Origin of the sequence: Hyalangium versicolor (assembly GCF_020103695.1) — a bacterium.
GTDB classification, from domain to species: Bacteria; Myxococcota; Myxococcia; order Myxococcales; family Myxococcaceae; genus Hyalangium; species Hyalangium versicolor.
In genome coordinates, this window is sequence record NZ_JAHXBF010000015.1 from 113,110 (window position 1) to 139,454 (window position 26,345).

At 66.2% G+C, this 26,345-nt stretch carries 20 protein-coding genes; 12 read left to right on the forward strand and 8 right to left on the reverse strand.

Annotated features, from left to right (window positions below):
- Positions 1 to 66: 66 nt before the first annotated feature.
- The 9 genes from KY501_RS29415 (at position 67) to KY501_RS29455 (ending at position 12,401) form a co-directional block, all read left to right on the forward strand.
- Complete coding sequence (locus KY501_RS29415; RefSeq protein ID WP_224366801.1) at positions 67 to 1,929, forward strand: serine/threonine protein kinase; 1,863 nt, start codon at positions 67 to 69, stop codon at positions 1,927 to 1,929.
- Positions 1,930 to 1,958: 29 nt separating this feature from the next.
- Positions 1,959 to 2,894 carry a DUF2381 family protein gene (locus tag KY501_RS29420; protein ID WP_224366802.1) on the forward strand — a complete coding sequence of 312 codons (936 nt, stop codon included), beginning with the start codon at positions 1,959 to 1,961 and terminating at the stop codon, positions 2,892 to 2,894.
- Between the two features lie 410 nt (positions 2,895 to 3,304).
- Entirely contained in the window at positions 3,305 to 4,042 is a 738-nt protein-coding gene (locus tag KY501_RS29425; RefSeq protein WP_224366803.1) for a hypothetical protein, read from the forward strand.
- Between the two features lie 178 nt (positions 4,043 to 4,220).
- The gene (locus tag KY501_RS29430) at positions 4,221 to 6,758 is read left to right on the forward strand and encodes a VIT domain-containing protein (protein WP_224366804.1); all 2,538 of its coding nucleotides are present in this window, start codon (positions 4,221 to 4,223) and stop codon (positions 6,756 to 6,758) included.
- A gap of 3 nt (positions 6,759 to 6,761) precedes the next feature.
- On the forward strand, positions 6,762 to 8,432 hold the full coding sequence (locus KY501_RS29435) for a ligand-binding sensor domain-containing protein (protein ID WP_224366805.1): 1,671 nt from the start codon (positions 6,762 to 6,764) through the stop codon (positions 8,430 to 8,432).
- A 71-nt stretch (positions 8,433 to 8,503) separates the two neighbouring features.
- Positions 8,504 to 8,977: a hypothetical protein gene (locus tag KY501_RS29440; protein ID WP_224366806.1), complete on the forward strand. Its 474-nt coding sequence runs from the start codon at positions 8,504 to 8,506 to the stop codon at positions 8,975 to 8,977.
- 728 nt (positions 8,978 to 9,705) lie between these two features.
- The gene (locus KY501_RS29445) at positions 9,706 to 10,188 is read left to right on the forward strand and encodes a hypothetical protein (protein WP_224366807.1); all 483 of its coding nucleotides are present in this window, start codon (positions 9,706 to 9,708) and stop codon (positions 10,186 to 10,188) included.
- Entirely contained in the window at positions 10,181 to 10,861 is a 681-nt protein-coding gene (locus KY501_RS29450) for a hypothetical protein (protein WP_224366808.1), read from the forward strand. Before KY501_RS29445 ends, KY501_RS29450 begins: the two co-directional genes overlap by 8 nt.
- Positions 10,862 to 11,249: 388 nt before the next feature.
- On the forward strand, positions 11,250 to 12,401 hold the full coding sequence (locus KY501_RS29455; RefSeq protein WP_224366809.1) for a hypothetical protein: 1,152 nt from the start codon (positions 11,250 to 11,252) through the stop codon (positions 12,399 to 12,401).
- A gap of 115 nt (positions 12,402 to 12,516) precedes the next feature.
- Here KY501_RS29455 and KY501_RS29460 read toward each other — a convergent pair whose 3' ends face one another.
- Complete coding sequence (locus tag KY501_RS29460; RefSeq protein WP_224366810.1) at positions 12,517 to 13,569, reverse strand: serine hydrolase domain-containing protein; 1,053 nt, start codon at positions 13,567 to 13,569, stop codon at positions 12,517 to 12,519.
- A 246-nt stretch (positions 13,570 to 13,815) separates the two neighbouring features.
- Between KY501_RS29460 and KY501_RS29465 the strand changes: the two genes are divergently transcribed.
- On the forward strand, positions 13,816 to 15,309 hold the full coding sequence (locus tag KY501_RS29465) for a peptide MFS transporter (RefSeq protein ID WP_224366811.1): 1,494 nt from the start codon (positions 13,816 to 13,818) through the stop codon (positions 15,307 to 15,309).
- An 83-nt stretch (positions 15,310 to 15,392) separates the two neighbouring features.
- Here the strand turns inward: KY501_RS29465 and KY501_RS29470 are convergent, their stop codons facing one another.
- Positions 15,393 to 17,933, reverse strand: a complete 2,541-nt coding sequence (locus tag KY501_RS29470; protein ID WP_309243003.1) for a choice-of-anchor A family protein — start codon at positions 17,931 to 17,933, stop codon at positions 15,393 to 15,395.
- A 160-nt stretch (positions 17,934 to 18,093) separates the two neighbouring features.
- Positions 18,094 to 18,990 (reverse strand): SDR family NAD(P)-dependent oxidoreductase, encoded by an 897-nt coding sequence (locus KY501_RS29475; protein WP_224366812.1) that lies wholly within the window; start codon positions 18,988 to 18,990, stop codon positions 18,094 to 18,096.
- A gap of 108 nt (positions 18,991 to 19,098) precedes the next feature.
- On the opposite strand from KY501_RS29475, the gene KY501_RS29480 reads away from it, so the two are divergent.
- A complete protein-coding gene (locus tag KY501_RS29480; protein ID WP_224366813.1) occupies positions 19,099 to 20,010 on the forward strand; it encodes a LysR family transcriptional regulator in 912 nt (303 codons plus the stop codon).
- A gap of 128 nt (positions 20,011 to 20,138) precedes the next feature.
- Here KY501_RS29480 and KY501_RS29485 read toward each other — a convergent pair whose 3' ends face one another.
- Positions 20,139 to 20,582 (reverse strand): hypothetical protein, encoded by a 444-nt coding sequence (locus KY501_RS29485; protein ID WP_224366814.1) that lies wholly within the window; start codon positions 20,580 to 20,582, stop codon positions 20,139 to 20,141.
- A 175-nt stretch (positions 20,583 to 20,757) separates the two neighbouring features.
- Here KY501_RS29485 and KY501_RS29490 point away from each other — a divergent pair, with 175 nt between their 5' ends.
- Positions 20,758 to 21,531, forward strand: coding sequence for an alpha/beta fold hydrolase (locus tag KY501_RS29490; protein ID WP_224366815.1), 774 nt, complete (start codon positions 20,758 to 20,760; stop codon positions 21,529 to 21,531).
- 33 nt (positions 21,532 to 21,564) lie between these two features.
- Here the strand turns inward: KY501_RS29490 and KY501_RS29495 are convergent, their stop codons facing one another.
- The 4 genes from KY501_RS29495 to KY501_RS29510 form a co-directional block, all read right to left on the reverse strand.
- On the reverse strand, positions 21,565 to 22,542 hold the full coding sequence (locus KY501_RS29495) for a D-alanine--D-alanine ligase (protein WP_224366816.1): 978 nt from the start codon (positions 22,540 to 22,542) through the stop codon (positions 21,565 to 21,567).
- Positions 22,543 to 22,751: 209 nt separating this feature from the next.
- Positions 22,752 to 23,045, reverse strand: coding sequence for a hypothetical protein (locus tag KY501_RS29500; RefSeq protein ID WP_224366817.1), 294 nt, complete (start codon positions 23,043 to 23,045; stop codon positions 22,752 to 22,754).
- Between the two features lie 2 nt (positions 23,046 to 23,047).
- Positions 23,048 to 24,910: a PEGA domain-containing protein gene (locus tag KY501_RS29505; protein WP_224366818.1), complete on the reverse strand. Its 1,863-nt coding sequence runs from the start codon at positions 24,908 to 24,910 to the stop codon at positions 23,048 to 23,050.
- A 64-nt stretch (positions 24,911 to 24,974) separates the two neighbouring features.
- The gene (locus KY501_RS29510; RefSeq protein WP_373691653.1) at positions 24,975 to 26,303 is read right to left on the reverse strand and encodes a S41 family peptidase; all 1,329 of its coding nucleotides are present in this window, start codon (positions 26,301 to 26,303) and stop codon (positions 24,975 to 24,977) included.
- Between the last annotated feature and the right edge of the window lie 42 nt (positions 26,304 to 26,345).

Below are 26,345 nucleotides of genomic sequence, written 5' to 3' on the forward strand. Positions count from 1 at the left end.
GCGCGGCCTTGTAGGAACGTGCTGGGTAGGGTGATAGCGTGCAGACCCATGAGGAGGGGTGCCACCATGGGTCTGCTGCGAAGTCTGCTGCCGGGAGGGCGCCCTCTCGCGCAGACACTGTTTCCGGGATCGCTGCCGGCGGGAATGAAGGTGGGCGCCTGGCGCATCGTCCGTCGCCTGGGAGAAGGTGGCAACGGAACGGTGTACCTGGTGAAGCGCTGGGGGCGCTCCTACGCGCTGAAGATCGCCATGCGGCCTGGGGACAAGCGGCTGCAGCGCGAGGGACAACTGCTGCGGCGAATGCACCACCCTGCCTGGGTCAAGCTGCGTGGGCAGGGGTGGTGGCTCGGGCGCGAGAAGGGCTTCCCCTACCTGGTGATGGATTACGTGGAGGGGCTGTCACTGTATGCCTGGGTGCGGAGCGCCCACCCTACTCCCAGGCAACTGGCGGAACTGGTAGCGCAGGCGGCCGAGGCCCTGGAGGCCGTGCACCGTGAGGACTCCCTGCACCGGGATGTGAAGGGCACCAACATCCTCGTTCGCCCAGGGGGACGGGAGCTGATGATGCTGGATCTGGGGGCAGGCGGCTATGACGGAGCCACGCCGATCACCAGTCACGTGCTGCCACCGGCAACGGAGTTGTACCTGAGCCCGGAGGCCATGGCCTACGTACAAGCTCATGCCTCGGACTCGCGGGCGCGCTACAAGGCCCGGCCAGCGGATGATCTCTATGCGCTGGGGGTAATGGCGTACCGAGCGCTGACGGGCGAGTACCCGTTCCCCTCGGACATTCAGAGGGACCTGTTCTGGCTGGCGGTGCAGGCCGTGGCGGCGCCCGATATGCGCGAGCGCAATCCTCGCGTCCCAGCGGAGCTGGCCGCCATCGTTCATCGGTTGCTGGCGAAGAAGCCCGAGGAACGCTACGCGCGCGCCCAATCCGTCGCCGAGGCAGTTCGTCAGGCGGCGCGGGAAGGAGGGCCTGACTGGGACAAGTTGCTGTTCGAGGGGAACCCGGAAGTTGGGCACCCATCACGCAAGGGGCCACCCGAAGCGGCGCTGGAGAAGGAATATCCCAGAGGACGCTTGCGCGGGTGGGTGACTGTTGCCTGGATGCTCATGTTGACCATGGCTCTGGGGATGGCAACCCACGCATGGCTTCGTGATGCCAAAGATCCCGAGCCGGAGCGACCCCAGGCGTCAACCTTTGAGGCCGTGTCCGGACACCCAACCCCGGAGGTAGGAATTCCGAATTGGGAAGTAGCGCAGGCAGAAGGAGCACTGAATGCTGGTACTGGCGCGGTGGCCTCGGATGATGGGGCCTCCACCCCCGTGCCCATCGCTCCGGCGATACGTCCCAAGGAAGACACGCGCATGAACCCGCCAGTCCCGTCCGCACCCTCCGCTGCTTCGGAGCCACTGCCTCCCAAGTCGAAGTCTCCACTCCGGGGCATCAAGTCATTCGCTCCCGTACTGCCCCTGTGCATCGGCGTGGCCTGCGCGAGCGCTCCCACCGTGAGGCCCTTGCCTCCCCCTGAGGAGTGCCCACCGGGTGCCATCGAGGCCATGAAGAACGTGGGCCTTAAAATCGGAACCCTAACGCCCGCCTTCTTCGTGGGCTATGAGCCCGAGGGGCACCACCATGCGATTCCGGTGCAAGAGGGGAAGGCCGAGGTCATCGCCTGGCCCGTCATAGGGGGGCGACCTCCGCAGAGCCTCCGGCTGTCCGGTCGACTGATTTTCGGAGGCGACCGCGTCTACGGGAGGTTCACCGAAGCGCGACCGGAGAGGGGAGGACCCTCCTTCCCTGTCTGCATCGAAGTCCGAGGCTTGGATTTCGAGCGGGGCATGCTCCGCGAACCCGGCTCCACGGAGAACAACGTCATGGTGCTCGGCGTGCAAGACGTCAAAATGGTGGAGCGCTTCAAGTGAATCGCAGGCGGGCAAGAGGACTCTGGTCCATGCGTGGGGCAGAGCCGTGGAAGCAGTCCCTCGTGCTCGTCGCGTGGGTGCTCGTGACGGGGACTTCGGCTTCGGCACAATCCCTGTCTCCCCCCTGTGAAACAGGCACGCGATACATCCAGCTGAGGATGGAGCCATCTGCTCAGGAGCCCGTGTTGTGCATCAGTCCGGATGAGTCCACGACGCTTCTCTTCCACGATGCGGAGTTGCTACCGGAGAGCTTGTCCGTAGAAGGGGCGGAGCGCTTCAAGCTGGTGGACATGGGAAGAACGATCATTCGGCTGGAGCCCTCCGAACGGATGGTGCCGGGGGAGCGCCTTCGGCTGACGGTCCGCTTCAGGGATGGAGCGGCTCCGGTGAGCGCGTTCTTCTGGTTGGTGGTGCGACCCGGACAGGCAGAACCATGGGTAGAGGTGTACCGCCACAAGCGCACGATCGAGTCCTTCCAGCAGGAACTGGCGGAGAAGAACACCCAGCTCCGCCGCTGCCAGGAGGACCATGCGCGGGTGCGTGCGGAAGGGCAGAGCCCGGGAGGGCTCACAGGGCTGCTCGCCATGGAGCTGATGGGTGAGACGGGAGTCGTTGCCAGAAACCTCGTCAACGGTCTGGATTGGCGCCCGCTCAAGGCAACCCGGGTGGGCAACGCCAAGAGCTATCGAGCTGCGACAAGAGTGGCTGTGCTCCTGACGTTGATGTCCCCCAAGGCGGGGAGTCTCTGGAGAATCGGAAGGGTGGAGTTGGTGGGTCCCGATCACCGCAGCCGGCGCCTCGCGACGCCATGGCAAGGCGAGGCCGTCGGGCCTGAGGGTCCGATGCGGCGGTTGGTGATCGAAGCGGAAGCGGCGGAGGCGGAAACACCAGGCGAGTTCACGCTCAAAATCTGGAGCGAGGACGGAACCGAGAGCATCACCTTCACCGGAATCACGTTCCCGTAGCTCAGAGGGGGGGTCGACTTCTAACTGGTTAGTAGTCGAGGGGGGTGGAAGGGGGGTCGACTTCTAACTGGTTAGAAGTCGAGGGGTACCTGAGGAGCCCACACTCCTGGGGTCTTGTTGACACCGTCTCATAGTACGGACGGCGGTTGCGCGAGAAGAAACACAGCGCACCCCAGACAATTCAATGGCTTGCGCAACAAACCCCTGCGTGCGCTGCAATGACAGTCTCCCGCTGTGGACTACCCCGTCCAGCTTCGTGGACTGGCTCAGTGGCCATCCCTCGTAAGTGCTTGTTTTCTGGAGGGCTCGGCATTGGCCCGTTCCATGCTCTAGGTCCGCGCACGGTCGCTGCCAAAAACAGCGAACGGTGGGGATGCTGGCGTATCCCAAGAGAAACGAGGCTTGAAGCGATGTTTCATCTGTTTCAGACGAACCCGACGGACGGGCCGAAGTCCGTATGGAGTGGAATCAAGGAGGACATGACGCTCGATCAGGTGGGCGCCGCCATGGTGTTGCTCATGGCGGAGGAGAACATCAACCACTACCGCATGGGCGTGCTCTACAACTACGCGGTGGATCGCAAGCTGGCGGAGTTGGCCGGCTACAAGAACGCGCTGGACTTCTTCCAGCAGAAGCTGGCCGACCTGTCGCAGTCGGCGCTGAGCATGTACGGCGTGGTGGCTCGCGACTTCAGCGAGGAGACCTCCCGGCGGTTCGGTGTCACTTGCCTGTCCCTGCTGCGGACCTACAAGGATCTGGCAAGCATCAAGGTGAACCACGACCAGCCGGGGGATACCCCCATCGAGGTGCCGGACAAGAAGGGGGTGGTGACGACCAAGCCCTTCGGCCAGTGCAGCGTGGATGAGATGCGCCGGGCGCTCCAGCTCAAGCGCAAGCCCACCTCCAGTCAGCCGCTGGCAGAGGAGCACGTGGCGGTAGCGGACCAGGTCGGCAAGGCCGTGCTGGAGCGCTTCGAGAAGGGAGACCCTGTCAAGGTGCAGCTGCGCAACCACCAGGGCGAGGCGATTCTCGACTTCACGGGCATCCCGCTGTCGAAGCGGATGAAGCTGGCAGAGGCGCTGATGGCCTCCGCGCAGTCCGAAGTCTCCCTGCCGCAGCAGGGGGAGAAGGTGTCGCCCACGCAGTAACAGTCGGCACGTGAGGACCAGCACCGCGCTCCAGATGGACGGGAGCGCGGTGCTGTGGCCAGGGAGCCACAGCTTGCGCCCTGCCCTCCTCAATCTTTCCGCGGACTTCGCACGGTGGGAGCACTGGCCCGTCGGCTGCAATGAGGGCGGGCACACCCCAATCGTCCGAGGAAAACCCATGCGAGCCGTACTCGCCTCGCTCTTCGTCTGTCTCCTGAGTCTCCCCGCTGCGGCCCAGCCTCAAGAGGCCTCCTGCCCCGCCTCCACCTCTCCCCTGAGCCCCGGAGCCATCACCCAGGGCACGCTCGTGGCGCACCTGCGCCAGCACGCCGCTTCGCAGGGCTGCTCCGAGTCCGCGCCCCAGCAGTTCAGCCTCAAGCACACGCAGGTGGACGCGGAGGTGAGCGGCTTCCTGGCCAGTGTCACGGTGACTCAGGTCTTCGAGAACCCCTACTCCGAGCCGCTCGAGGCCCTCTACGTCTTCCCCCTGCCGGAGAAGGCTGCGGTGGACGCGATGGAGCTCGTGGTCGGCCAGCGCGTCATCCGGGGTGTCCTCCAGACGCGCGACCAGGCGCGAGAGACGTACGAGCGGGCCCGTGCCGAGGGAAAGACCGCCGCGCTGCTGGACCAGGAGCGCCCCAACCTCTTCACCCAGGCTGTCGCCAACATCCTCCCAGGCGAGGAGATCCGCGTGCGCATCCACTATGTGGATCGGCTCGTGTACGAGGCGGGCGCGTACAGCTTCGACTTCCCCATGACGGTGGGTCCGCGCTACATCGGCGGAGAGTCGCTGCCTGTCCGCCAGGGCGAGGGCACCGCCGCGGACACCACCACCGTTCCCGACGCGAGCCGCATCACTCCGCCGGTGCTGCCGCCGGAGGTGCGCAGCGGCCGCGATATCCAGCTCACCGTGCGTCTGGACGCGGGCGTCCCCGTGCACGAGGTGAGCTCCCCCTCGCACCAGGTGGTGGTGGCGCGCGAGGGACAGAGCCGCGCCCGCGTGGAGCTGTCTCCGGATGACCGCATCCCCAACAAGACGTTCACGCTGAAGTACCGGGTGGCGGACGCGCTCATCCGCCCGGCGGTGCTGGTGCACCGCGAGCCCGGCGCCGAGGAGGGCTACTTCCTCGTGATGCTCAACCCGCAGCTCGACCCGAAGCAGGAGGAGGTGGTGCCGCGCGAGCTGTACCTGGTGCTGGACACCTCTGGCTCCCAGTCGGGACTGCCCATCGAGAAGTCCAAGGCCATTGCCGCCGAGGTGCTGCGCCACCTGCACCCGGAGGACACCTTCCAGGTGCTCAACTTCGACACGCGGGTGACGAAGTTCTCGCCCGCCGCGGTGCCGGCCACGCCGCAGAACGTGGCCCGGGCGCTGCCCTACGTGGCCAGCTTCTGGGGTGGAGGCGGCACCGATGTGGGCGTGGCGGCCCAGGAGGCCATGGTGCCTGAGAACGATCCCTCGCGCCTGCGCATGGTGCTGTTCATGACGGACGGCTTCATCGGGAACGACGACGCGGTGCTCTCCACCCTGCAGAAGCACCTGCGCGAGGAGACGCGCGTCTTCAGCGTGGGCGTGGGCAACGACGTCAACCGCTACCTGCTGGCGAAGATGGCCGAGGTGGGCCGTGGCGCCTCCACGTTCGTCAACCTCCAACGCCCCGAGGCCGAGGTGGCCAGCGAGTTCGAGTCCCGCATCCGAGGCCCGGTGCTCACCTCGGTTCGCGTGGACAGCCAGGGGCTGCCGGTGTCGGAGCTCTACCCGCGCGAGATGCCGGACCTCTTCGGCGGCCAGCCTCTCTTCCTCATCGGGAAGTTCCACGGCACGGGCTCGGGCCTGCTGCGCATCACCGGCCGGGTGCGAGGACAGGAGCGCCAGTTCGAGGTGCCCATCACCTTCCCCGAGACCGCCCCCGAGCACGCGGCGCTCCAGAGCCTGTGGGCCCGCCAGCGCATCGAGGAGCTGACGGTGCAGGGTTACCGCGGCGAGACGCCCCAGCTCGTCCAGGAGATCACCGCGACGGCGCTGAAGCATGGGCTGATGAGCAAGTACACGTCCTTCGTCGCGGTGGAGGAGGTGGCGCGCACCCAGGCCGGAGGGGAGACGGTGCGAGAGGTGGTGCCAGTGGAGCTGCCGGAAGGCATGTCCTACGCGGGCGTCTTCGGGGCGCTGAGCCGCGAGGAGATTCCGCCGGGAGACCCCATCATCTCCGTGGTGGCCCCGAGCGATGCCCGCCGGGTGACGGCGTACTTCCCCTTCGGGCTGGTGAAGCCGCTCTCCTATGATTCGGTGACGCGCACCTGGCGTGGCCGCTTCCTGGTGCCGCTGTTCGTGAAGGATGGCACCTACGACGTGCTCATCTCCGCGGAGCTCGCGGACGGCACGGTGCGCCGGCGCGAGGTGCGCTACCGGCTGGACTCTCAGGGCAGTGACTTCGAGGTGGCGCTCTCCACGCGGGTGCTGGCACCGGGCCACACCCTGCGGTTGGAAGTGGACGCGGTGGAGGCCACCCGGGAGGTCAGCGTCTGGGGAGAACTCTTCGGTGAGGAGCAGCACCTGCTGGAGACGAGCGATGGCCTGCGTTTCGCAAAGGAGCTGGAGGTGCCCGCGGACGCCGTGCCCGGCGAGTACGAGCTGGTGTTCATCGCCCGGGATGCCGCTGGCAATCGCTTCGAGCGACGCGAGAAGGTGCGCGTCGCCCTCACTGTCGAGGACTGACCCATGATGCCCTCCGCCCTGGTGGCCCTGCTCCTCACCGCCTCTGTCACCAACACCGAGACGGTGCACGCGCTCTCCCGCTTCGGCGGCCACGTGGTGGCATGCACCGAGGGAGGCCTGGAGCTCTTCACTCTCGCCGGCCAGCCGGTGCGCACGCTGAAGGTGGAGGACGGGCTGCCAAGCCATGCCTGCCGCGCACTGGAGGTGGCGGGAGACCGGCTCTTCGCGGCCACGGACGAGGGCGTGGTGGCGCTCGACGCGGGCTGGCGAGTCGAGCCGGTGCTCGAGGCGCGGTGGCACGCGCTGCCGGCGGCGGGGGGACGGGAAGCGGGCCGCTACCGCGAGGAGCTCCTTCGGCTGGCGAGCCGGCTCCCGGCGGGGACCCCCTGCACGGCCTTCTCCGAGGGCCATGTGGGCACGGCGGATGGCCAGGTGTTGGAGCTGAATTCGGGGCGCACGTGGAGGGTACCAGGAGCCGTGCAGCTGCTCGACGAGGGCGGCAACGCACTGCGGATCGGTACTACCGAGGGAGCCTTCACCCTCGGAGAAGAAGGGCTCGCCGAGCACCCGGTGCCGGTGGGTCCGCTCGCGTACACGCGAGGCCCGGACGGGCAGCTGCGCGTGCTCGGGAGCGAGGGCGAGGCGAGGCGTTGGGGCGCTCGGGAGGGAGAGGCTCGGGCGATGCCCGTCGACGTGACAAGCGCTCTCGACGTGAACGGGGTGGCGTGGGCAGGCACGCGCGGCCAGGGCGTCTTCCGGCGCGATGCGGGCGGATGGAAGCGGGTGACGCCTGCGGGCCAGCTCTGCGGAAACCATGTCACCGCACTGGCGCGGCACCAGGGGCGGCTGGTGGTAGGCACCTTCGACAGGGGCGTGTGCTGGGAGCGCAGTGACGGGCACTGGCAGACGTTCCGCGCACCGGCCCTTCCCAGCAACCAGGTGCTGGGGCTCGGCAGCGACGGGCAGAATCTGTACGTGGCCACCACCTACGGGCTGGGGCTCTATGACGGGAAGACGTGGACGCAGATGGCCTATGGGGGCCGCAACCCCGTGGCTCTGGGCAGGCTGTCAGTGCTCGCGGCGGTGGTGGGCATGGAGCAGGGAGTGGCGCTGGTGGATGGGCGCGGTGCCTCCCTGGTGGTGCCCAGGAGTCGCCCCCTGGCGATGGTGAAGCGCCTGGCATTGCCGGAGGGCTGGAGCGAACACCCCTCGGTGGCCGATGGCGCCGGGCACTTCCTGTGGGTGGCGAGCGAGGATCGAGGTCTCGTGCGTTGGGACGGTACCCAGTGGAAGCGGTTCCACGATGGGAGGGATCTCACGGACAACTGGGTGACGGCGCTCGCGGTGGATGCCCAGGGACGCGCGGTGGTGGGCACGTGCCAGGATGGCTTCAGCTACTTCGACGGAGAGCGCTGGGCGCGCGTGCCTCAGGCGGAGGGACTGCCGAGCCGCTACATGGTGGCCGCGGCGCTGGTGCCGGGAGGAGCGCTGGTGGGGACGCTGCTGGGCGCGGCACATTACGATGCCGCGAGCGGCACGGTGCGTCCCCTGCCCCGGCTCGCGGATCCCCGGGTGTACGCCATCCTCGTGGAAGGGAATGCGGCCGTGTTCGGCACGGAGGGTGGACTCTCCCGGCTCGACTGGACCGCAGCCGCTGCCATGGCGCGGCGCTGAGCCTGGCGACGCACCTGCGTCCAAGCTCTGGCATTGGACCCACGTGGTATCTTCGCTTCAGGCACTGCCCCATGAAAGCTCTGCACCTCCTGCCTCTCTTCCTCGCGCTTGTGCTCGCCTCCACTGCGCGAGCAGACGAGGATTCCGATTCCCTCACCGGTTTCTACGAGGCCCAGTTCAAGGCGTTTCCCGCTACGCCGGTCCCCTTGAAGGCCAAAGCCTCGCTCCAGTGGAACCCGAAAGCGCGCCGTTACCGCACGAGGATCAAGCAAGCCTGGGAGGAGGCGAAGGAGCCCAACTTCGCGGGCCACTTCTACGCGGTGGAGAACATCGGCTGCGGCACCGGCTGCCTGGTCATCTTCGTCATCGACTGGAACACCGGTGAGATCTTCTCCCCTCCCGAGGACCACTTCTTCGCAGTGCACAACAACAGTCGGCTGATGATCTCGAAGGCCTACGACAGCTGTACCGCGTACGGGCCTCCGATCCTGCTGGAGTTCACAGGGAAACGCTTCCGCGAAGTGAAACATGACCGGTGCAAGTGAGACAAAGCCTCGGACTGTGAGGCAGCGTTCCAGGCCACGTGGTGTTGAGACTCAAGACAGCCAAAAGGCCCAGGCCCCTGCCATGCCTCAGAGACAGAGCGCTTGAGAGCGGCGGGGTATTCTACTTGGAAGCGGCGGGAATCGAACCCGCCGCTTGGAACTTCTGGCGAGAACCATCCAACTCCGGTCGAGCGCCGTTTCCGTAAGACTGCCGCACATGCCCTATCGACAGTGGACGATGTCCTTTCAGCGCTTGGGATTGCCCTCGCAGCCTGGGAGCCTAGCCCCAGCGCGGGGGCCACCCCAGAACTCGTGGTGTTGAGTCTCCAGCAGCAGTGGCCCATCGCCTGCCGCGTCCTTATGGCAGGGCAACTTGAGCAGGCGTGTACCCGATAGGGTTGCGGGGTGGGCGCTCCCACGTGGCACTCGTCCCTGCTACACTCGGCAGCAGCCCTCCTCTGCCTCTCTGCTACCGCCCGTTCCGTTCAACAGTGCCCCTATCCTTCTTATGCGCCGTTGGGCGTACACGGTGGGTCGCTCTCCTCTGGGAGCCGACGACTTCTACAACGCACAAGCTTTCGGCTCAGTCTACCTGCATCAGGGGTCATCCTTCGCGATACCCTGGGGGCTAGGCTCTGGGTGCCCCCTTGGGCGTCCAGGCGCACCTCATCCGACGGAGATCGATGATCACTGGGGGAGTCAGGCGACGGCTGAGCCCATGGAGGTTCGTGGCGGTCCTTCTCATCGCCACGGCGCAGGGGGGATGCGTCCACGGGCGCGGTACCGTCGTTGGGCGTATCACGCCGTGGCACTTCCGGTTCAAGACGGTCGTCTCGGTGGATGCCAACGAGGCGCAACCCGATGGATGGCGAGCTGTCTGCATCCATGCCCGGATCACGGATGGGGATTCAGGAGCTACCGACATCTGTAAGTTCGAGGTGGGCCTGCCGATTCGGAACACCCAACAGAGGGAGGTCTCTCTGGAAGTGGCCCAACACGTGGCGGCGTACATTGCCAACGAGGCGGCGGATCAAGTCCTCTCGATGGCGCAGCCTGGAGAGATGATCGCCATCCTGTGTCGCAGGTTCAAGGTGGAGTACCAGCAGAGGCTCTGGGAGAGTGTCGCGGGGTCTCGAGTTTCGGAGTGCCAGACCCGGGGCATCGAGACCGTCTATTTCGACATTCCCGCGAGGAGCAGTACGAATGAGTGAGTTGACGCGGGAGTCATTGGTTGGAATCGCACGCCAATTCTACCCTGCAGGTTTCCCCGCGGAGGCGGAGGACCTGAGCGAGCCGGTTCCCGCTTACCAGCGCACACCCGAGCACGAGCGGTTCATGGCTGCCTGGGAGAAGGCGCTGGCTTGGCCCGAGTGGAAGAAGCTCATGAAGGAGCTTCCGCACGCCTTCCCTGAGATGGGGGTTGGCGGTGGAACTCAACCCTTTGTCTCTGCCTGCCTGCGGTGTTTTGTATATCGCGTGGAGCCCATGCCAGGAGGGGAGCGGTTCGCAACTCGCATCGCCGCTGCGGTCAGCGTCCTCGCGCCTGTCTATGTAGTTTATGTCACGACCCAGATCTGGCGCCCGACCTACACCGCCTACGGTAAGATGAGTGGAACCCATCCTGCAGGCGCTGCACCCGACGACGAGTCCTCTCGGCTCTATCACTTCTCCCGGCCCCAACTCACGTTCGGGCCACCCAGCGCGGTCAAGCCCGAGGCGGACACCTTGGCTCGCGCGATTGAAGAAATACTTGGCTATAGGCGCTTCCCGCTGGCGCTAGCGGACGAGTCTTTGCCGGATCTCCGAGTGGGCTTCCTGAATGGAGAAGGTCCGCCCACGCTCTTGGAAGCGCTCCTCTCCGACAATCTTGCTCACCTCCCCTGATGAAGTGGGGAGCAGCTGAGGCATGGCTATCGGTTTTCGCGGAGGTTGTTACTTGCGCAAGCACTTGGGCTGAGCGTGCTGAGCGAACGGCCGCAAGGCTGTACTACCAAAGAGGTAGCACGCTGGGCCATCCGCTCATTCTGAAGAACAGTGTTTCGCGAGTTCACAATTCAGACTGCCTGCAGAAAGCTGCCTGTATGCACTGGCATTTCCGAGGCCCCCTGACTCGTCAGTCACAGTGCTCTGCCGGGCGCATGCCTGAACCTTCAGGCATGACCTGCTCAACCCAGGAACGATTTCAGGCGCTTATTCTCAGGCGGAGTAGACTCGAGCCTACCCGGCACACCGCTGGCACAAAGCCGCAGTTCTCCTCATCAGGGGGCTGTGCTTGCTCATCAACCCGCGTGTCCTCTCGACGCTCTTGTTTCTCTCCCTCTGCCTGGCGGCTTCTCCCGCGGTGGCAGATGATCCTGTCCCGCGCTACTCCCTCGGGTTGAGCACGGGTTTCGGCCATCCCCTGGGCCTGCTGCAGGGCGGTGATGGTCATGAGGACCAACCGCTGAGACAGAGTGTATCCGGCATCATCCCGGCGCAGCTCGACTTGGGATTGTTCCTCACCTCGCGTGTCTACCTGGGTACCTCCTTGCAGTATTCCCGTGCGCTGCTCGCCAACGGCTGTCCCCCCCGGATCAACGAGGACTGCAGCGCGCTGGGCCTGCGGCTCGGCGCCACCCTGAGCTATCACCTGCCGGAATCCAACCATCTGAGCCCCTGGTTCGGGCTGGGAACGGGGTACGAGCTTCTCAGGCCAGCTGACCACTCCTTCCATGGCCTGGAGCTCTTCAACGTGCAGGCTGGCGCCGATCTCCACGTCGGCGGGCCCCTCTGGCTTCGCCCCTTCGCGATGTTCAGCATCGGTCTGTACCTCAACGTCAATGACGCGCAGCAACACTCTTGGCTCATGGGCGGTCTGCGGCTCTCCCTGAGACAGGAGCCTGAGAAGAACTCCACCGAAGAGACACCCCAGGGAGAGATCATTGCGAGCAGCAGGGACTCCGTGAGGGGCTTGGACTCGCGCGCCACTCGGATCCCTGCCGGGATCCTGGCGGGGACCCTGGCAGGGGCCGTGGGTGCAATCCCAGGAGCGTTCCTGATGTTTCAGAGGTACTGCTTGAACTGCGAGGGCGAATACATCGGCCTGGCGCTGGCTGTGGGAGGTGCGACCGCCGGAAGCGCTCTTGGTATTGACTATCTGGGCAGCACGCTGGGCGGCCACGGGCACTTTGCGGCCACGGTGGTGGGCACGCTGTTGGGCACACTGGCAGGCATCACCGCTGGGTTCGCGCTCGCGCCCACCGTCGGGGCTGCCGCGATCCTCCCCGCGATCGTGGGCCCTGCCATGGGGGGTGTCATCGCCTATGAGATCTCCCACGCGATCGCCATCGGGGAGACCTTCACCCGTTCGAGGCCGCGGTATGTCCCGCTGGTGTCCGCGAGCCCCAGGGGCAGAGTCATCGGCGGGCTCGCGGGGCGCTTCTGAGCGCCAGCGCTCTGACCTTCCCATTCGCTCGGTGCGTCAGAACGGCCCTATCCTCAACGCAAGAGACCGGCTATCGGATCGAGCGGGGTTCGTCCCCGCCATCTCCGAGCCCATGTCACTCCGCGGGCGGCGGGTTGTAATCCCAGCGCCAGGGCACGTCCGTCTCGCCCAGGAGGCTCTTCACCAGCGACGGGAACACAGCGGGCCCCTTCACGCTGTTGGCCATGAGCAGCACACAGCGCTTCTCCCGCTCGAGGCAGAGGGCGAAGTTATCGGTCCACTCGTCATGGCCTCCCTTGAAGAAGGCGGGACCAGCGCGCCCGTTGAACAGCACCACTCCGAGCCCGGCGGACAGGGCGATGGCCTCGTTTCGCGCATCGGTCTCCGTCAGCAACGTGGGAAACTGGTGGGCGGAAGAGATGGCGATCTGCGGCCGCAGCATCTCGGCCCGAGCCGTGGCCGACAGGCCCTCGCCGCGCATGAAGCCCGCAAGGAACTTCGCGTAGTCCTCCACGGTCGTGTCCATGGAGCCCGCGGCGCGCACGTTCTCGCGCTTGTCATGGGGCTCGAGCTTGCCCTTCTCGTCGTAGCCCTGCGAGACGTTGGCGGCAAAGTCGTCGCGCCAGACCATGCTCGTGCGCTTCATGTCGAAGCGGTCGAAGACGCGGCGCTGCATCTCCTCGCCGACCTTCAGCCCCAGCCCGTTCTCGAGCACGAACTGCATCAGGTTGATGCCCTCGCCGGAGTACGCGTAGCGCGTACCTGGCTCAAACTTGAAGTCGAGCTTCCCGTCCGGATTGAGGAAGCGGAAGTTTGGGAAGCCCGTCGTGTGGCTCAGCAGCATGCGCGGAGTCAGCCGCTTCCAGCGCGCGTCGGAGGCAAGTTCGGCGTACTTCGGGTACTCCGGCAGGGGCTTCGGCAGGTAGCGCTCGATGGGGGTATCGAGGTCGACACGTCCCTCGTCGACGAGCTGCATGACCATGTACGCGAAGGCGGCCTTGGTCAGCGACGCGCCGTACATCACCGTGTCGGTCCGAAGCGGAGCCCCCTGCTCCACATCCCGGAGGCCATAGGCCTTCACGTCGCTCACGCGCCCGTTATCGATGATCGCCAGGGCCAGGCCCGGGAGCCCCGTCTCCTTCATCAGCCGGAGCGCGGCGGCATCCACCTCCTCTCCGATGCGCGCGGGTGTCTCGGGAGGCGGGGTCGCCCCTCCTCGGGACTGGGCCGCGCACGCGCAAACAAGGAGGGAGAGACACGGGAGCAATAGGGGAACACAGTGGACAGGTCTCATGGCGCAACCATCGAGAGCACGGGGGCTGACGCAACGCAACACAGGAATCGCCGCCCCTCCAGGGGATGCTCCCCCTGTCTACGGGTGCCTCGGAGCGCCATTGCTGATATCGACACCTCCGTGAACGCACCCTCCTCGACGGCCGACCTCGAAAGCATCCAGACGTTCCACGGCAAGTACCCGCGCCAGCTCTGGTGGCTCTTCTTCTCCGAGATGTGGGAGCGCTTCAGCTTCTACGGCATGCGCGGCGTGTTGACCTTCTTCATGGTCCACCAGCTCATGATGGCGGAGGACGTGGCCAACCTGCAGTACGGCGCCACCCAGGCCTTCGTCTACGCCTTCACGTTCGTGGGCGGGCTGTTCGCGGACAAGGTGCTCGGCTTCCGCAAGTCGCTGTTCTGGGGCGGCGCGCTGATGATCGTCGGCAGCCTGGTGCTCGCCATCGACCCGAAGGCGTTCTTCTTCCTGGGCATCGCCTTCAACATCGTGGGCACCGGCTTCTTCAAGCCGAACATCTCCACCATGGTGGGCATGCTCTACAAGGAGGGAGATCCGCGCCGCGATGCGGGCTTCTCCCTGTTCTACTCGGGCATCAACGTGGGGGCGCTGCTCGGTGGCTACCTCTGCATCGCCGTGGGCAAGGCCTACTCGTGGAACATCGCGTTCGGGCTGACGGCCATCGTGATGACCATCAGCGTGCTCACCTTCGCCCGCTCGCAGCGCCTGCTCGGGCCCATCGGGCTCCCGCCGGGGCACGGCCAGCCTGGCAAGGCGCCGAAGCCGTGGCAGGACTGGGCGACCTACGCAGGCTCGCTGGCCCTCATCCCCGTCATCATGATCATGGTCTCGAAGACGAGCCTGACCGACTACTTCATGTACACCATCGGGCCGCTCACGCTCATCTACCTCGCCTACGAGATGACCCGGTTCTCCCCCGACGAGCGCAAGAAGCTCATCGCCGCGCTGGTCTTCATCCTCTTCTCCATCATCTTCTGGGCGTTCTTCGAGCAGTCGGGCGGCTCCTTGAGCCTCTTCGCGGCCAACAACCTCGACCAGACGGTGCTCGGCATCCCCTTGGACCCCAACGGCGTGAACAACTCGGCGAACTCGCTCTTCGTCATCGCGTTCAGCCCGTTGGTGGGGCTCGCCTGGGTGGCGCTGGCGAACAAGAACCTCGAGCCGAACACGGTGGTGAAGTTCGGCCTCGGCTTCCTCTTCCTCGCCGGCTCCTTCTACCTGTTCTACGCGACCCGCTTCTTCGCCAACGCCCAGGGCATCACCTCGCTGGACCTCTTCACGGTGGCCTACCTCGTCATCACCTTCGGCGAGCTGTGCCTGTCGCCGATCGGCCTGTCCATCATGACCAAGCTGTCGCCCCGGCCGCTGCAGGGAGTGATGATGGGCATGTGGTTCCTGGCCAGCGCGTACGGCCAGTACGTCGCCGGCCTGCTCGGCGCGGGCATGACGAGCCCGGCCGAGAATGCCACCGCCATGGACAAGCTCCTCTCCTACACGGAGGGCTACCGGCAGCTGGCGGTGTACGCGCTGATCTCAGGCGTGGTGCTGCTCGCCATCTCGCCCCTCGTCCGCAAGCTCATGGGCGAGGTGAAGTAGGGCACGCCTGGAGATCGCTGTTCAATCCAACCGGGCATCGAGCACCGGGGCTGGACTCTCCACCAGCCCCGGTTCCCTCTCCGCTACTGGCAGATGTCGTGATCGTCCAGGGGGTTGATATGGCCCTCGGCGTTGCCCGTCAGTGACTTCGCGTAGAGGCCACCATCCCAGCTCCCGTTGCTGAACGAGACATCCGCGTACGGAGCCAGCACCGTGCCCCAGAAACCGAAGCCCTGGGCAGTGAGGCTCGTCGCATCCACGAAGTTGTAGAGCACCCCGTGCTGGTTGATTCCGCCGCTGAACGAGATGCCGAAGCCACCGAAGGTGGCCGCCGCCCCGCGGATGTTCACCACCACCAGAGAGCCGGCCGGCGCGTCGATGGACCACAACTTCGCACCCGAGAAGGCGCTGGCATTCACGTCAAAGACATTCACGTCCGCAGCCGTGCCGCGCAGCATGACGCCACCCCAGGACTCTCGAGTCACGGTGCCGTTGGCCGTCAACCCCGCCAGCCGCGAGGACAAGGCGCGCAGTTCGTTGAACCGCGCAGCGAAGTTCACGGGTGTGCCCTGGGCCACCGTGCCCCGAGGGTAGACCACGGTGGTATCCGCGCTGTAGGTGCCGCCGTACCACGCATCACCCCACACGCCACCGCGCGAGAGGCTCAGGTTGCCACCCGCCACCAGCGTGTTGGCCACCTGCCCATCCTGGAGCCTCGTTCCCACCGCGAAGTCGCTCATGGAGATGTTGCCGCCAGCGGCCACCTTGCCCTCCACGTCATGGCCCCCCGTGTAGTCCTGGAGCAGGAACAGGTTGGAGTCACTCAGGCGCACCTCGATGCAACGGGTGCACGCCAGATTCACCTCGGCGGCCGCGGTGTTGTTGTCCTCGCGGCACTCCAGCTCACGACCGGTACCGGTGCCATCGTTGTCCGCGACCACGAACACCGTGGCCGTCCCGCCCGGCGGCGAGCTCAAGGTGATCGAGACGGGGGCGCTGCCTCCAGCCGGCAGGGTGTTGGGGACCGTCGCCACGCCCAGCAGCGTGCCACCCGCAGCGGGGTTGCCTTGGAAGAAGGCCACCTTCAAGCCCGCTGAGGCCGCCGCGTCTCCCTGGTTGTGCACGCGCGCGCTGAGCGTCACCACCTGCGTCTCCTTGTCACACGCACTGACGACATCCGAGGCAGTGAGGTCCGACGCCGCGAAGGGGCTGGTGCTGCCTGTGCCCTGGCTGTTGGAGTGGAACGTGTTCAAGCCCGGCGTGAGCCAGTTCGTCGCCGGGTGCGCGGGGATGGTCCCGTCATCATTCACATTGGTCACGGAGTAGGCGTGCTGGTTCCAGATACGCCGTGTATTCACCCAGCCATCCTTCTTGTCTCGGAACACACGGATGCCTGTCGGGCCAGGGAAGGCATAGTTGTTCGAGGGCATGACGATCTCCGCGTTGTTGTCGCCATCCACGTCCACGATGACCGGGTTCTCGTAGAGGGTGCCCGAGGCGTGCTCAACATCGAAGCGGATGGCCCCCGTCGCGCCGTCGTAGACGCGCAGGCGCCGCTCATCGCCGTAGATGACCTCGGCTCGGCCGTCCCCTTCGAAGTCGAACGTGGAAGAGCCCGTCACTTGCGAGCTGAAGTCCTGCGTCGGACTCGACCATTTGACGCTGCCGTTGGTCTCGAAGACTGAGTAGAAGGACCGGCCCGCCACGCCAATCTCGGGCTGCCCATCATTGTCAAAGTCCGCGATGTTGGGTGCGCCACCACCGCCTCCCGGGATGGCAGTCGACCAGATCGTGGCGCAGTTGGCGTCGATCAGCGAGACCAAGCCACCCCCCACCAGGACGATCTCGCCCTTGGAATCGGCGTTGAAGTTGCCCACCGCCGAGAACGCCCCCGGAGGAGTGCCTGCACACTTCAGTGTGCCATTGGCGCGGTACACGGCCCCGCCGATGATCACTTCCTGGACTCCGTCTTGATCAACATCGGCCGCGTAGGAGAACACAGAGCCACTGCTGCCCGCCCAGAGGCGAGTCCCCTGGCTGTTGAAGACCTCGTTGGACACGAGGATCTCCACCTGACCATCTCCGTCGAGATCCGCCAGGGAGGGAGCGCCATAGCCCACGGTGCCATTGGTCGTGGCCCGGAACTTGAGGGCGCCCGTATTCTCGAAGCACAGCAGATCTCTCGCGTTCGTTCCGATCGTGCAGATCTCGACCAGCCCGTCGTGATCAATGTCACCCGCGGCGATGTTGGATCCGGGGCGCACCCGGAGGGCCGGATCATCCACGACCCAGAGATCGTGTCCGTCATCGCCGCTGATCGCGCGCATCACCCCGTTTGACTGATAGACACCTCCCGCGAACGTGTTGAACACCACGTCCGGGATGCCATCTCCGTTCACATCCACCACCACGGGCGTCATCATCACCTGGTTGTAGGTGGGCAGGCTCGAGCCGCTGCCCGTCCACGCCCACTCCAGCTCCGGATCGAAGTTGCCAGTGAAGGGAGGGGTGGCTTCGCATCGTCCGTCGAGCCGCTGCTCCGCGCTCTGATCAGCGGCTGTGCTCTCCTCTGCCTGCGTGCAAGCCAGAAGCGCCACGCAGGGGAGCACCTTCCACAGGTGCAATCCACCTCCCCTGCCCCCCGTGAATACACTGTGTCTCGTGTCTTGGTCTTTCATCTCTCTTCCCTCATTTTCATCCATACCCACACACTGTGAGTGTGGGCAGTATGAGGAGAGACAAGAATAGAGCGCCAGAGACACGATCTACCCCTCCAGGAGAGTTTCACTTCAAGGCCTGTTCAAGACAAGGATCACTCGGTTTCACATTGAACGCGGTCTCGCGGGCGATGGCCTCCATCCGGTCGACGTCGGCGGCGATGAACGCCAGCTTGGAGCGGATCTGATCGACCGCATCGCCTCCGAGGGGCAGCCGGAGCGGAAGTTCGTTCGCTGGACGCGCGACAACGTCGGCGATGGCGCGGGCGGCCTTCGCTGGGTCTCCCGCCTGCTCGCCAGCCATCTGCGTCACCCAGCTCCGCATCTGGCCAACCGTTGCGGCATAGGCGTCCAAGGAGGGCATGCGCCGGAACGCCGCGCCGAACAAGGCGGTGCGAAAGGTTCCGGGCTCGACGACCAACACGCGAATCCCCAGGGGATTCACCTCCTGGGCAAGGCACTCGGACATCGCCTCGAGTGCGTGCTTCGCCGCGCAGTAGGCTCCGAAGCCTGGCGCGGTGGTGAGGCCCGCGACGCTGGTGATCTGGACGATGGTGCCACTCGCTTGCGCGCGCATGTGCGGGAGGACCTCCCGCGTGGTTGCGACCGCGGCGAAGAACATCAGCTCCAGGGTCGAGCGCAGCTCGTCGTCATCTGTCTCTTCGACCGCACCGACGATGCTGAAGCCCGCGTTGTTGACCAGGACGTCGATCCGGCCGAAGCGTGAGATCGCGGCCGCGACGGAGGCTCGTACTTGCTCGGGACGCGTCACGTCGAGTTCGACGAGGTGCAGTCGATCGGGAGCCGTCGCGGCGAGTGTGGCGAGCGCCTCGGGCTTGCGCGCAGTGGCGACGACGCAATCGCCGCGGCGCAACGCCTCTTCGACGAGGGCACGGCCGAAGCCCGAAGAAGAGCCGGTGATGAACCAGACTTTGGACGATGCGGGAATGCTGTGGGTGCTCATGGCGGACTCCTTCGACTCCGAGTTCCAGAAGAAGGTAGGCGGGTCGGGCAGGCGCGACGAGCGGTGGAATTGCGATGGGCTTTTAAGCCCTGCTAAAAAGTCCAAGGCATGCAGGATGAGTTCTCGGGACTGGCCGCGCTGGCGGCGGTGGCGGACAAGCGCAGCTTCACAGCCGCCGCGGCGGAGCTGCGGGTCACTCCTTCGGCGCTCAGCCAGAGCGTCCGGGCTCTCGAGGAGCGCGTAGGCGTGCGGTTGCTCCAGCGCACGACGCGGAGCGTGGGCCTGACCGAGGCCGGCGCACGTTTCCTTGAGCAGCTTCGGCCCGCGCTGGAGGGCATCCACGCGGCGTTCGAGTCGCTCGATGCGGTTCGTGGGCGCCCGGCAGGCACGCTGCGGCTCAGCATCCCGCAGCTGGCAAGGGCAACGGTGCTCGAGCCGATCCTCGCGGAATTCCTCGCCGAGTATCCGCACATCCGGATCGATGTCGTGGTCGACGACCGCCTCGTCAGCATCGTCGAGCAGGGCTTCGATGCGGGGATCCGCTTGGGCGAACTGCTCGACAAGGATGTCGTGGCGGTGCGTGTCACCGATGACATGCAGATGGCGGTGGTGGGCTCACCTGCGTACTTCGCGGCGCGCGGGAAACCGAAGCACCCGAGGGATCTCCATGCCCACGAGTGCATCAACTACCGGCACCTCACGAGCGGTACGATCGCCGGCTGGGAGTTCTCCGACGAGGGCCGTGACATCACCCTCGCTGTCGATGGACGGCTGAGCACCAACGACAACAACGTGATGATCCGCGCGGCGCTCGACGGCGTTGGCCTCGCCTATCTGATGGAGAGCTCGATCGAGGAGGAACTGGCCGGCAAGCGTCTCGTCCGTGTCCTGACCCGCTACAGCCCACGCTTCCCTGGCCTGTTTCTCTACTACCCGAGCCGGACGCAGTTGGCGCCCAAGCTCCGCGCGCTGGTGGACTTCCTACAAGCGCGGAGACGCAAGGCGAAGGCGTCTCGCTGAACACTGTGCCTTCAGCTGGGTCTCGCGCCTCATGCAACCCCTCCCCTCAACCCAAATGCTCGTCAGCTCGGAGAGAGTCCTCGCGCTGAGGCGCTCACGTTGGGGAGATCAACAACTCATGGGGCAGCTCAGTGCGCACCCTCGAGGAGCGTCTGCCCGTACGGACCATTGTAGGTGACGTAGAAGCTCATCGGCACGTTGGGAATGGGAGCGAAGGAGATGACGAAGCCATTGTCGTTGTTTCCGCAGCCTCCGAGTTCCACGACGGCTGGATACTGGTAGGAGGTGAAGGAGATGCCCGGCACAGCGTAGCCGATGCCCGGCGGCCCGCCTTGATACAAGGCGAAAGTGGCGGGAGGGGTGACGCCGTTGAACAGATCCGGGCGGACGCAGGCCCATCCACTGACGGTAGCCGGTTGGGAGTTGGGCGGGAGCGGACTCGGGAAGGGACCGAGGAAGACGCTGTCCACCCACCCTCGCTGCTGTGCGTTCCAGTCCCAAGCGAGCGCGAACTGGGACCACAGGATGGCGACCGCGAAAGCACTGCCTTTGAGGAGGTTCTTGAGACTCATATCCATTCCTTCACGGAGCAGGGGAGATGGAGCTCCGCACCCCGGTGGAGGACTGTCGCAGGCAAGCTATGCGAAAATGTTTCATCTTCCGCACAGGCCGAAAAATTCATGCTGTTACAGACTTCACGACCGGAGAAGGGCTCGGCCACGGCGCCGTACCGCCTAGACTCCATCCATGCATGCGCTGAAAAGCCGAGACGGCATCCGGCTGTTCCATGTCTCTGAAGGCCAGGGCTCACCCCCGCTCGTATTCCTCCATGGGGGGTTGGGCCAACACGCCCACTTCGCGCCCCAGGTGAAACACTTCCAGCAAACACACCGGATCCTCGCGCCTGATCTCCGGGGCCATGGTCGAAGCGATGCTCCCCGCCAGCTCTACTCCATCGAGGGCTTCGCCGAGGATGTCGCCTTCCTCTGCTCCGAGGAAAGCCTCGAGCAGGCCGTGGTGGTCGGGCACAGCATGGGTGGGCTCGTCGCGCTGGAGCTGGCCGTGCGGTTCCCGAAGCTGGCCTGCGCCATCGTGCTCCTCGAGTCCCCGGTGGTCCCTCCCGCCGATCATGCCAAGCGCAGCGATGCACTGCTGAGCATGCTCCGAGGCCCCGACTTCACGCGGACGGTCGAGCAGTGGGCTCGCCACATGGTGGGCCCTTCGAGCCCGCACGCGGAGCAGGTGGTAACGGACATGGTGGCCACGCCCCAGTTCGTCGCCGTCTCGGCCATCGAGCACATGCTTCGCTATGACTCCGCTGCCGCCGCGGCCTCCTGCCAGGTACCGATGCTCGTCGTCGACGGCGCGGTGGACACCGAGCGCTTGCGCCGCCTGTGCCCGCGCGCCGTCTTCGGGAAGACCGTTGGAGGAGGCCACTACATCCAGCTCGATGTTCCCGTTCAGGTGAACGACATGATCGAACGGTTCATCCGTGGTCTGGGGGAAGCGAAGGAGAAATGAGGGGCAGAGCCTGACGGGTCCGCCCCTGGAGGCTCAGCCGACCACGGCACGGCGCGGCGCGGGCTGCACGGTGGCCGTCTCCGGCGCCTCCGTCACCCCGGCCTCGTCGCGGCTGGCCAGCTCGAGGATGCGCTCGCACAACTGCGGGAAGGTGATGCCCCGCTGCGCCGCGATCTTCGGCAGCAGGCTCATCGGCGTCAGCCCGGGCAGCGTATTCACCTCGAGGACCACATCGTTCTCCTCCTCGGAGCAGATGAGGTCCACCCGGCCATAACCGCGGCAACCCAGCGCCTGCCACGCCGACAGCGCCAGTTGCTCCACGTTCGCCACGCGCGTGGCGGACATGCGCGGCGGCAGGTGGTAGCGCGAACCGCCCTTGTACTTGGCCTCGTAGTCGAAGCCCTCGCGGGGATAGGAGATCTCGCAGCTGCCGAGCACCTCGCCGCCCAGGATGCCCACCGTCACCTCGCGGCCGCGCACGAAGCGCTCGACCAGGGCCTCGCCGCCGTAGCGGCACGCGTCGGCCACCGCGGTGGTCAGCGCCTCGACGTCATTCACCATCGCCAAGCCCACCGACGAGCCTCCACACGCCGGCTTCACCACCGCGGGGAAGCCCAGGTCGCCGTGGCGCACCTGGAGCGAGGACAGCTCGTCGCGGCCGATGCGGTAGCCCTGCGGCGTGGGCAGGTTGTGCAGCCGGAAGAGCTTCTTGGCGAAGGGCTTGTTCATCGCCAGCGCCGAGGCCAGCACGCCCGAGCCCGTGTAGGGCAGCCCGAGCAGCTCCAGCAGCCCCTGCACCTTGCCGTCCTCGCCCATGCGCCCGTGGAGCGCAAGGAAGGCCACGTCCATCTCGGCCGAACGCAGCACCCGGTCCAACCCCGGCCCGGCGAAGACGCGGGTCACCGAGTGGCCCTGCCCTTCGAGCGCGGCAACCACCGCCTCGCCAGTCTTCAGTGAAATCTCCCGCTCCTCGCCCCACCCGCCCATCAGCACTCCGACGCGCTTGCCCATGTTGGTGACTTCCTCCTGGGTCAGTCCCTCAGCACGCCGAATGCCAACACCACTTGTGCTACAGGTCACGAAAACTGCCAGCGGGAGTGGGTGTAACCCTTTGATTTCGCGGGGTTACAGGGATGTAGCTTGTGGCCCTCCAGCCACGCGCGGCAGGAGGGCCACATGAGCAGGGCAGGCAGGCAGACGATTTTGCAGCTCCCGGGAGGCTAACGGCCTCCGTCGGCACCGCCGTCACGGCCTCCGTCGGCACCGCCATCCGTGCCGCCATCACCGCCCGCATCGGCACCGCCATCCGTGCCGCCGTCGGTGCCTCCATCCCGGCCTCCATCGGGTACCGCGCCGGGCGAGGAGACACACTTCCCATCCACACAGGCGTAGTCCTCCAGGCACTGGCCCTGGGAATCACAGGGCTGTCCCTCGGGATCGAAGTCAGAGAGGAGACTGCAGGCCGAGAGCACGGCCACGGTCGAGAACAACCACAGGAGTCGTTGAGAGCGCATGTCTAGTAGTTCCGGAGATCATCCTCGTCGAGGGCAGGCTTCTTCTTCTTCTTCTCCTCTTCCTCGCGCTTCTTCTTCTCCTCCTGCTCGCGCTTCTTGCGCTCTTCCTGCTCGCGCTTCGCAGCCTCCTCGCGCTTCTTCTTCTCCTCTTCCTCGCGCTTGAGCCGCTCCTCCTCCTGCTTGCGCCGCTCCTCCTCCTCGCGCTTGAGCTGCGCCTCCTCCTCGCGCTTGCGCTTCTCCTCCTCGCGAGCGTTGGCGGCCGGCTTGCTCTGAGGAGCAGGAGCAGGCGTGGGCGCAGGAGCAGGGGGGGGCGCTGGCTTCTCCGCCGGCTTCTCCGCCGGACGGGCCGCGGGCGTCGGCTCCCGAGTGGACGCGGGAGCGGGAGTGGACGCCGGCTCACGGCTCGGAGGAGGCGCCCGAGCGGCAGGAGTCGCCGAGCGGCTCGGCTTGGCCGCGGCCTTGCCGCCACTGTCGCCTCCCGCGAACGCCAGCCAGGAGCCCGTGCCCGCCGCCACGAGTCCGCCGATGACTCCGATGTCGGCGAGCAGCGCGAACGTCTTCCCGTCGGAGCGGAGCTTCTCCGCCGTAGGGCTGTTCTGGACCGCGTTCTTGAAGTCACTCGACTTGGTGGAGGCCTGGAGCCCGAAGATCAACCCTCCCACCACGAGCGCCGCGCCCGTGCCGATCAGCACGTAGCCCGCGGTCTTGCGCCCCGAGCTCGTCTGGACGGCGGGGATGTGCACCGGCTTCCCCTTCGCGCGCGCCGCGTCCGACTGCAGCACGCTGGTCAGCAGCGCCAGCATGGCCGAATCCATCGCCTCGCCCGTCCCCGGCACGGGCACCGTCGCGTAGGCCAGGTTGTGGCCATCCGCCACGTCCACGCGGACGCCGATGGCGTCCTGAGCCGTCGCCCCCGGGGCACCTCGCACCATGAGCGCCACCACCTGCTGCGCGCCCGTCAGCGTGCCCACCTCCCGAAGCGCCGCGTCCCGGTCCAGCCCGTCGGGATCCTTGGCGATCCGGTCCACCAACACCTTCAGCTGCTTGCTGGCCGGCACGGGCTCGAGCGTGAAGCTCACCTCGCCGCGAGCCTTCCCCTGGGCCTGCCCGTAGCCCGGCGCGATCACCGTGACGAAGTGCTCGGCGGACGTGAGGCCGGACAGCGTCTTGGGCGTAAAGCCGCGGAACTCTCCATCCACGAAGACGCGAGCGACGACATCCCCCGTCTTCACCTCGAGCGACCGGTTCGCCTCGTTGAGGATGCTCTTGCGCAGCTTCTCGATGGTGGCGAGCTCGTCCGCGGGGAAGTAGTTGGAGGAGAACTCGGCGTTGGGATTCCGGGGGAGCATCTCCCTCAATTCCTTGAGAAAGCCCTTGTTGTCCCCGTTGGCCACGTACGAGGCGATCTTCATCACCTTCGCCCGCGTCATATCCGCGAAGTGCCGGGTGAGATCGCTGCCCTCGTACGTCTGCGCCGCCTTGTCGAACTGCTTGAGCGCCTTCTGGGTGTCCAGCTCGTCATAGGCCTTGAGGCCTTCCTTGAGCGCCGCGGCGGCCTCCTGGGCCTTCTCCTCGCGCTCCTGGACACCTTGCGCATCCAGCGCCTCGGCCAGGGGGACGGGCGCGAAGCGATCAGAGCCCGCCACCGTCTTCTCGGCCAGCCAGGTCAGCCGCGGCACTTCGGCCTGGGCGGGCGCGTCGAGCGGCACCACCAGGACAAGGAGCTTCGGTGCCGCCGCGGACGGAAGCACTCGGGGTAACAGGCGCAGCGCGGGTTGCTGCGCGAGCGCCGGACTGGCGGCGAGCAACCCCACCAGGAGGCCACTCAGCCCCGCCTCCAGCGCGCGGATCCAGGTTCGTCTCATCACTCTTCCCGACATGGGAAGAGGATTACCTGGAGTACAAGGGGAAAAGCCAGCCGCGAAAACACTACCGATCCGTCGCCCCCGCTCGGGAGGGGACGGCCGGCTCTGCCCCGGCAAGGGTATTGATGTATTCCAGGGCCACCTTGAGCGGCGGATCCTTGAGCTTCGCCGTCACATCCCAGGGCTTCAGGTTCGCTGGCAGTGTGCGCGAGTTGGAGTTCTGCTCGGAAGTCGACACCACGGGCTCCGCCTTGAAGTGCCGCTCCAGGTCCTTCTCTCGCGTCTCGCGGCCGGGCTTGCCGCCCGCGTCGTCGGGGATGAGGAAGTCCGGGGTGATTCCGCGCTCCTGGATGCTGCGCCCACTCGGAGTGTAATAGCGCGCGATGGTCAGCTTCAGGCCCGAGCCATCCTCCAGCTCGATGACCGTCTGGACGCTGCCCTTGCCAAAGGTCTGCGAGCCCATGATGACGGCGCGGCCGTGGTCCTGCAGCGCCCCCGCGACAATCTCCGAGGCCGAGGCGCTCCCCGCGTTCACCAGCACCACCAGCGGGTAGTTGGGCTCGGTGTCCCGGTCCTTGCTGCGCTCCTCGGTGGCGTTGGCGCCATTGCGCCCGCGCGTGCTGACAATGGGCAGGTTGCCGGGCAGGAAGCGGTCGCTGATGGCCACGGCCTGATCCAGCAGGCCGCCCGGGTTGTTGCGCAGATCCAACACCACCCCGCGCAATTCCTTGCCACCGTTGAGGCCGCGCAGCCGATCCAGTTCCTTGCGCAGGTACAGGTCCGTGCGGTCCTGGAAGTTCTTCACCTTCACGTAGCCGATGCCGCCGTAGAGCGCACCCTCCACGGAGACGATCCGGATGTGGTCTCGGATGATGGCCAGCTCGCGCGGAGCGCTGAAGCCCTCGCGCATGATGGTGAGCAGCACCCGCTTGCCCGCCGGGCCGCGCATCTTCTGGAGCGCCCAGGCGAGATCCTGCCCCTGCGTGCTGTCGTCATCGATGCGGAGGATTTCGTCCCCGGGGCGCAGGCCAGCGCGGGCCGCGGGCGTGTCGTCGATGGCGGCCACCACGACGATGCGCTCTCCCTTGCGAGCAATCTCGACGCCCAGGCCTCCGAACTCGCCGGAGGTGTCGATCTTCATCTCCTTGAAGATCTCGGGCGGCATGAAGAGGGTGTGCGGATCCAGCGTCTCGAGCATGCCCTTGATGGCGCCGTGCATGAGCCTGCGGCTGTCCACCGGCTCCACGTAGTTGTTCTCCACGTACGAGAGGACGCGAGCGAACACCTCCAGGCTCTTGTAGGTGTCGTCTTCGCGGTCCGCGCGGGCGGTGGCGGCGACGAGCAGCAAGCCCGCCGCGAGAGCCACACGCCACGAGTGGAGCAGGCGGTTCACGTGGTGTGTCCTTTCCCCGGGTGGCCGGACCAGTCTACACCC

What these genes read in the sequence shown, in the direction of transcription:
- KY501_RS29415 (WP_224366801.1), top strand. Translation starts at nt 67, where the DNA reads ATGGGTCTGCTGCGAAGTCTGCTGCCGGGAGGGCGCCCTCTCGCGCAG.
- KY501_RS29420 (WP_224366802.1), top strand. Translation starts at nt 1,959, where the DNA reads ATGCGTGGGGCAGAGCCGTGGAAGCAGTCCCTCGTGCTCGTCGCGTGG.
- KY501_RS29425 (WP_224366803.1), top strand. Translation starts at nt 3,305, where the DNA reads ATGTTTCATCTGTTTCAGACGAACCCGACGGACGGGCCGAAGTCCGTA.
- KY501_RS29430 (WP_224366804.1), top strand. Translation starts at nt 4,221, where the DNA reads ATGCGAGCCGTACTCGCCTCGCTCTTCGTCTGTCTCCTGAGTCTCCCC.
- KY501_RS29435 (WP_224366805.1), top strand. Translation starts at nt 6,762, where the DNA reads ATGATGCCCTCCGCCCTGGTGGCCCTGCTCCTCACCGCCTCTGTCACC.
- KY501_RS29440 (WP_224366806.1), top strand. Translation starts at nt 8,504, where the DNA reads ATGAAAGCTCTGCACCTCCTGCCTCTCTTCCTCGCGCTTGTGCTCGCC.
- KY501_RS29450 (WP_224366808.1), top strand. Translation starts at nt 10,181, where the DNA reads ATGAGTGAGTTGACGCGGGAGTCATTGGTTGGAATCGCACGCCAATTC.
- KY501_RS29475 (WP_224366812.1), bottom strand. Translation starts at nt 18,990, where the DNA reads ATGAGCACCCACAGCATTCCCGCATCGTCCAAAGTCTGGTTCATCACC.
- KY501_RS29480 (WP_224366813.1), top strand. Translation starts at nt 19,099, where the DNA reads ATGCAGGATGAGTTCTCGGGACTGGCCGCGCTGGCGGCGGTGGCGGAC.
- KY501_RS29485 (WP_224366814.1), bottom strand. Translation starts at nt 20,582, where the DNA reads ATGAGTCTCAAGAACCTCCTCAAAGGCAGTGCTTTCGCGGTCGCCATC.
- KY501_RS29490 (WP_224366815.1), top strand. Translation starts at nt 20,758, where the DNA reads ATGCATGCGCTGAAAAGCCGAGACGGCATCCGGCTGTTCCATGTCTCT.
- KY501_RS29495 (WP_224366816.1), bottom strand. Translation starts at nt 22,542, where the DNA reads ATGGGCAAGCGCGTCGGAGTGCTGATGGGCGGGTGGGGCGAGGAGCGG.
- KY501_RS29500 (WP_224366817.1), bottom strand. Translation starts at nt 23,045, where the DNA reads ATGCGCTCTCAACGACTCCTGTGGTTGTTCTCGACCGTGGCCGTGCTC.
- KY501_RS29505 (WP_224366818.1), bottom strand. Translation starts at nt 24,910, where the DNA reads ATGAGACGAACCTGGATCCGCGCGCTGGAGGCGGGGCTGAGTGGCCTC.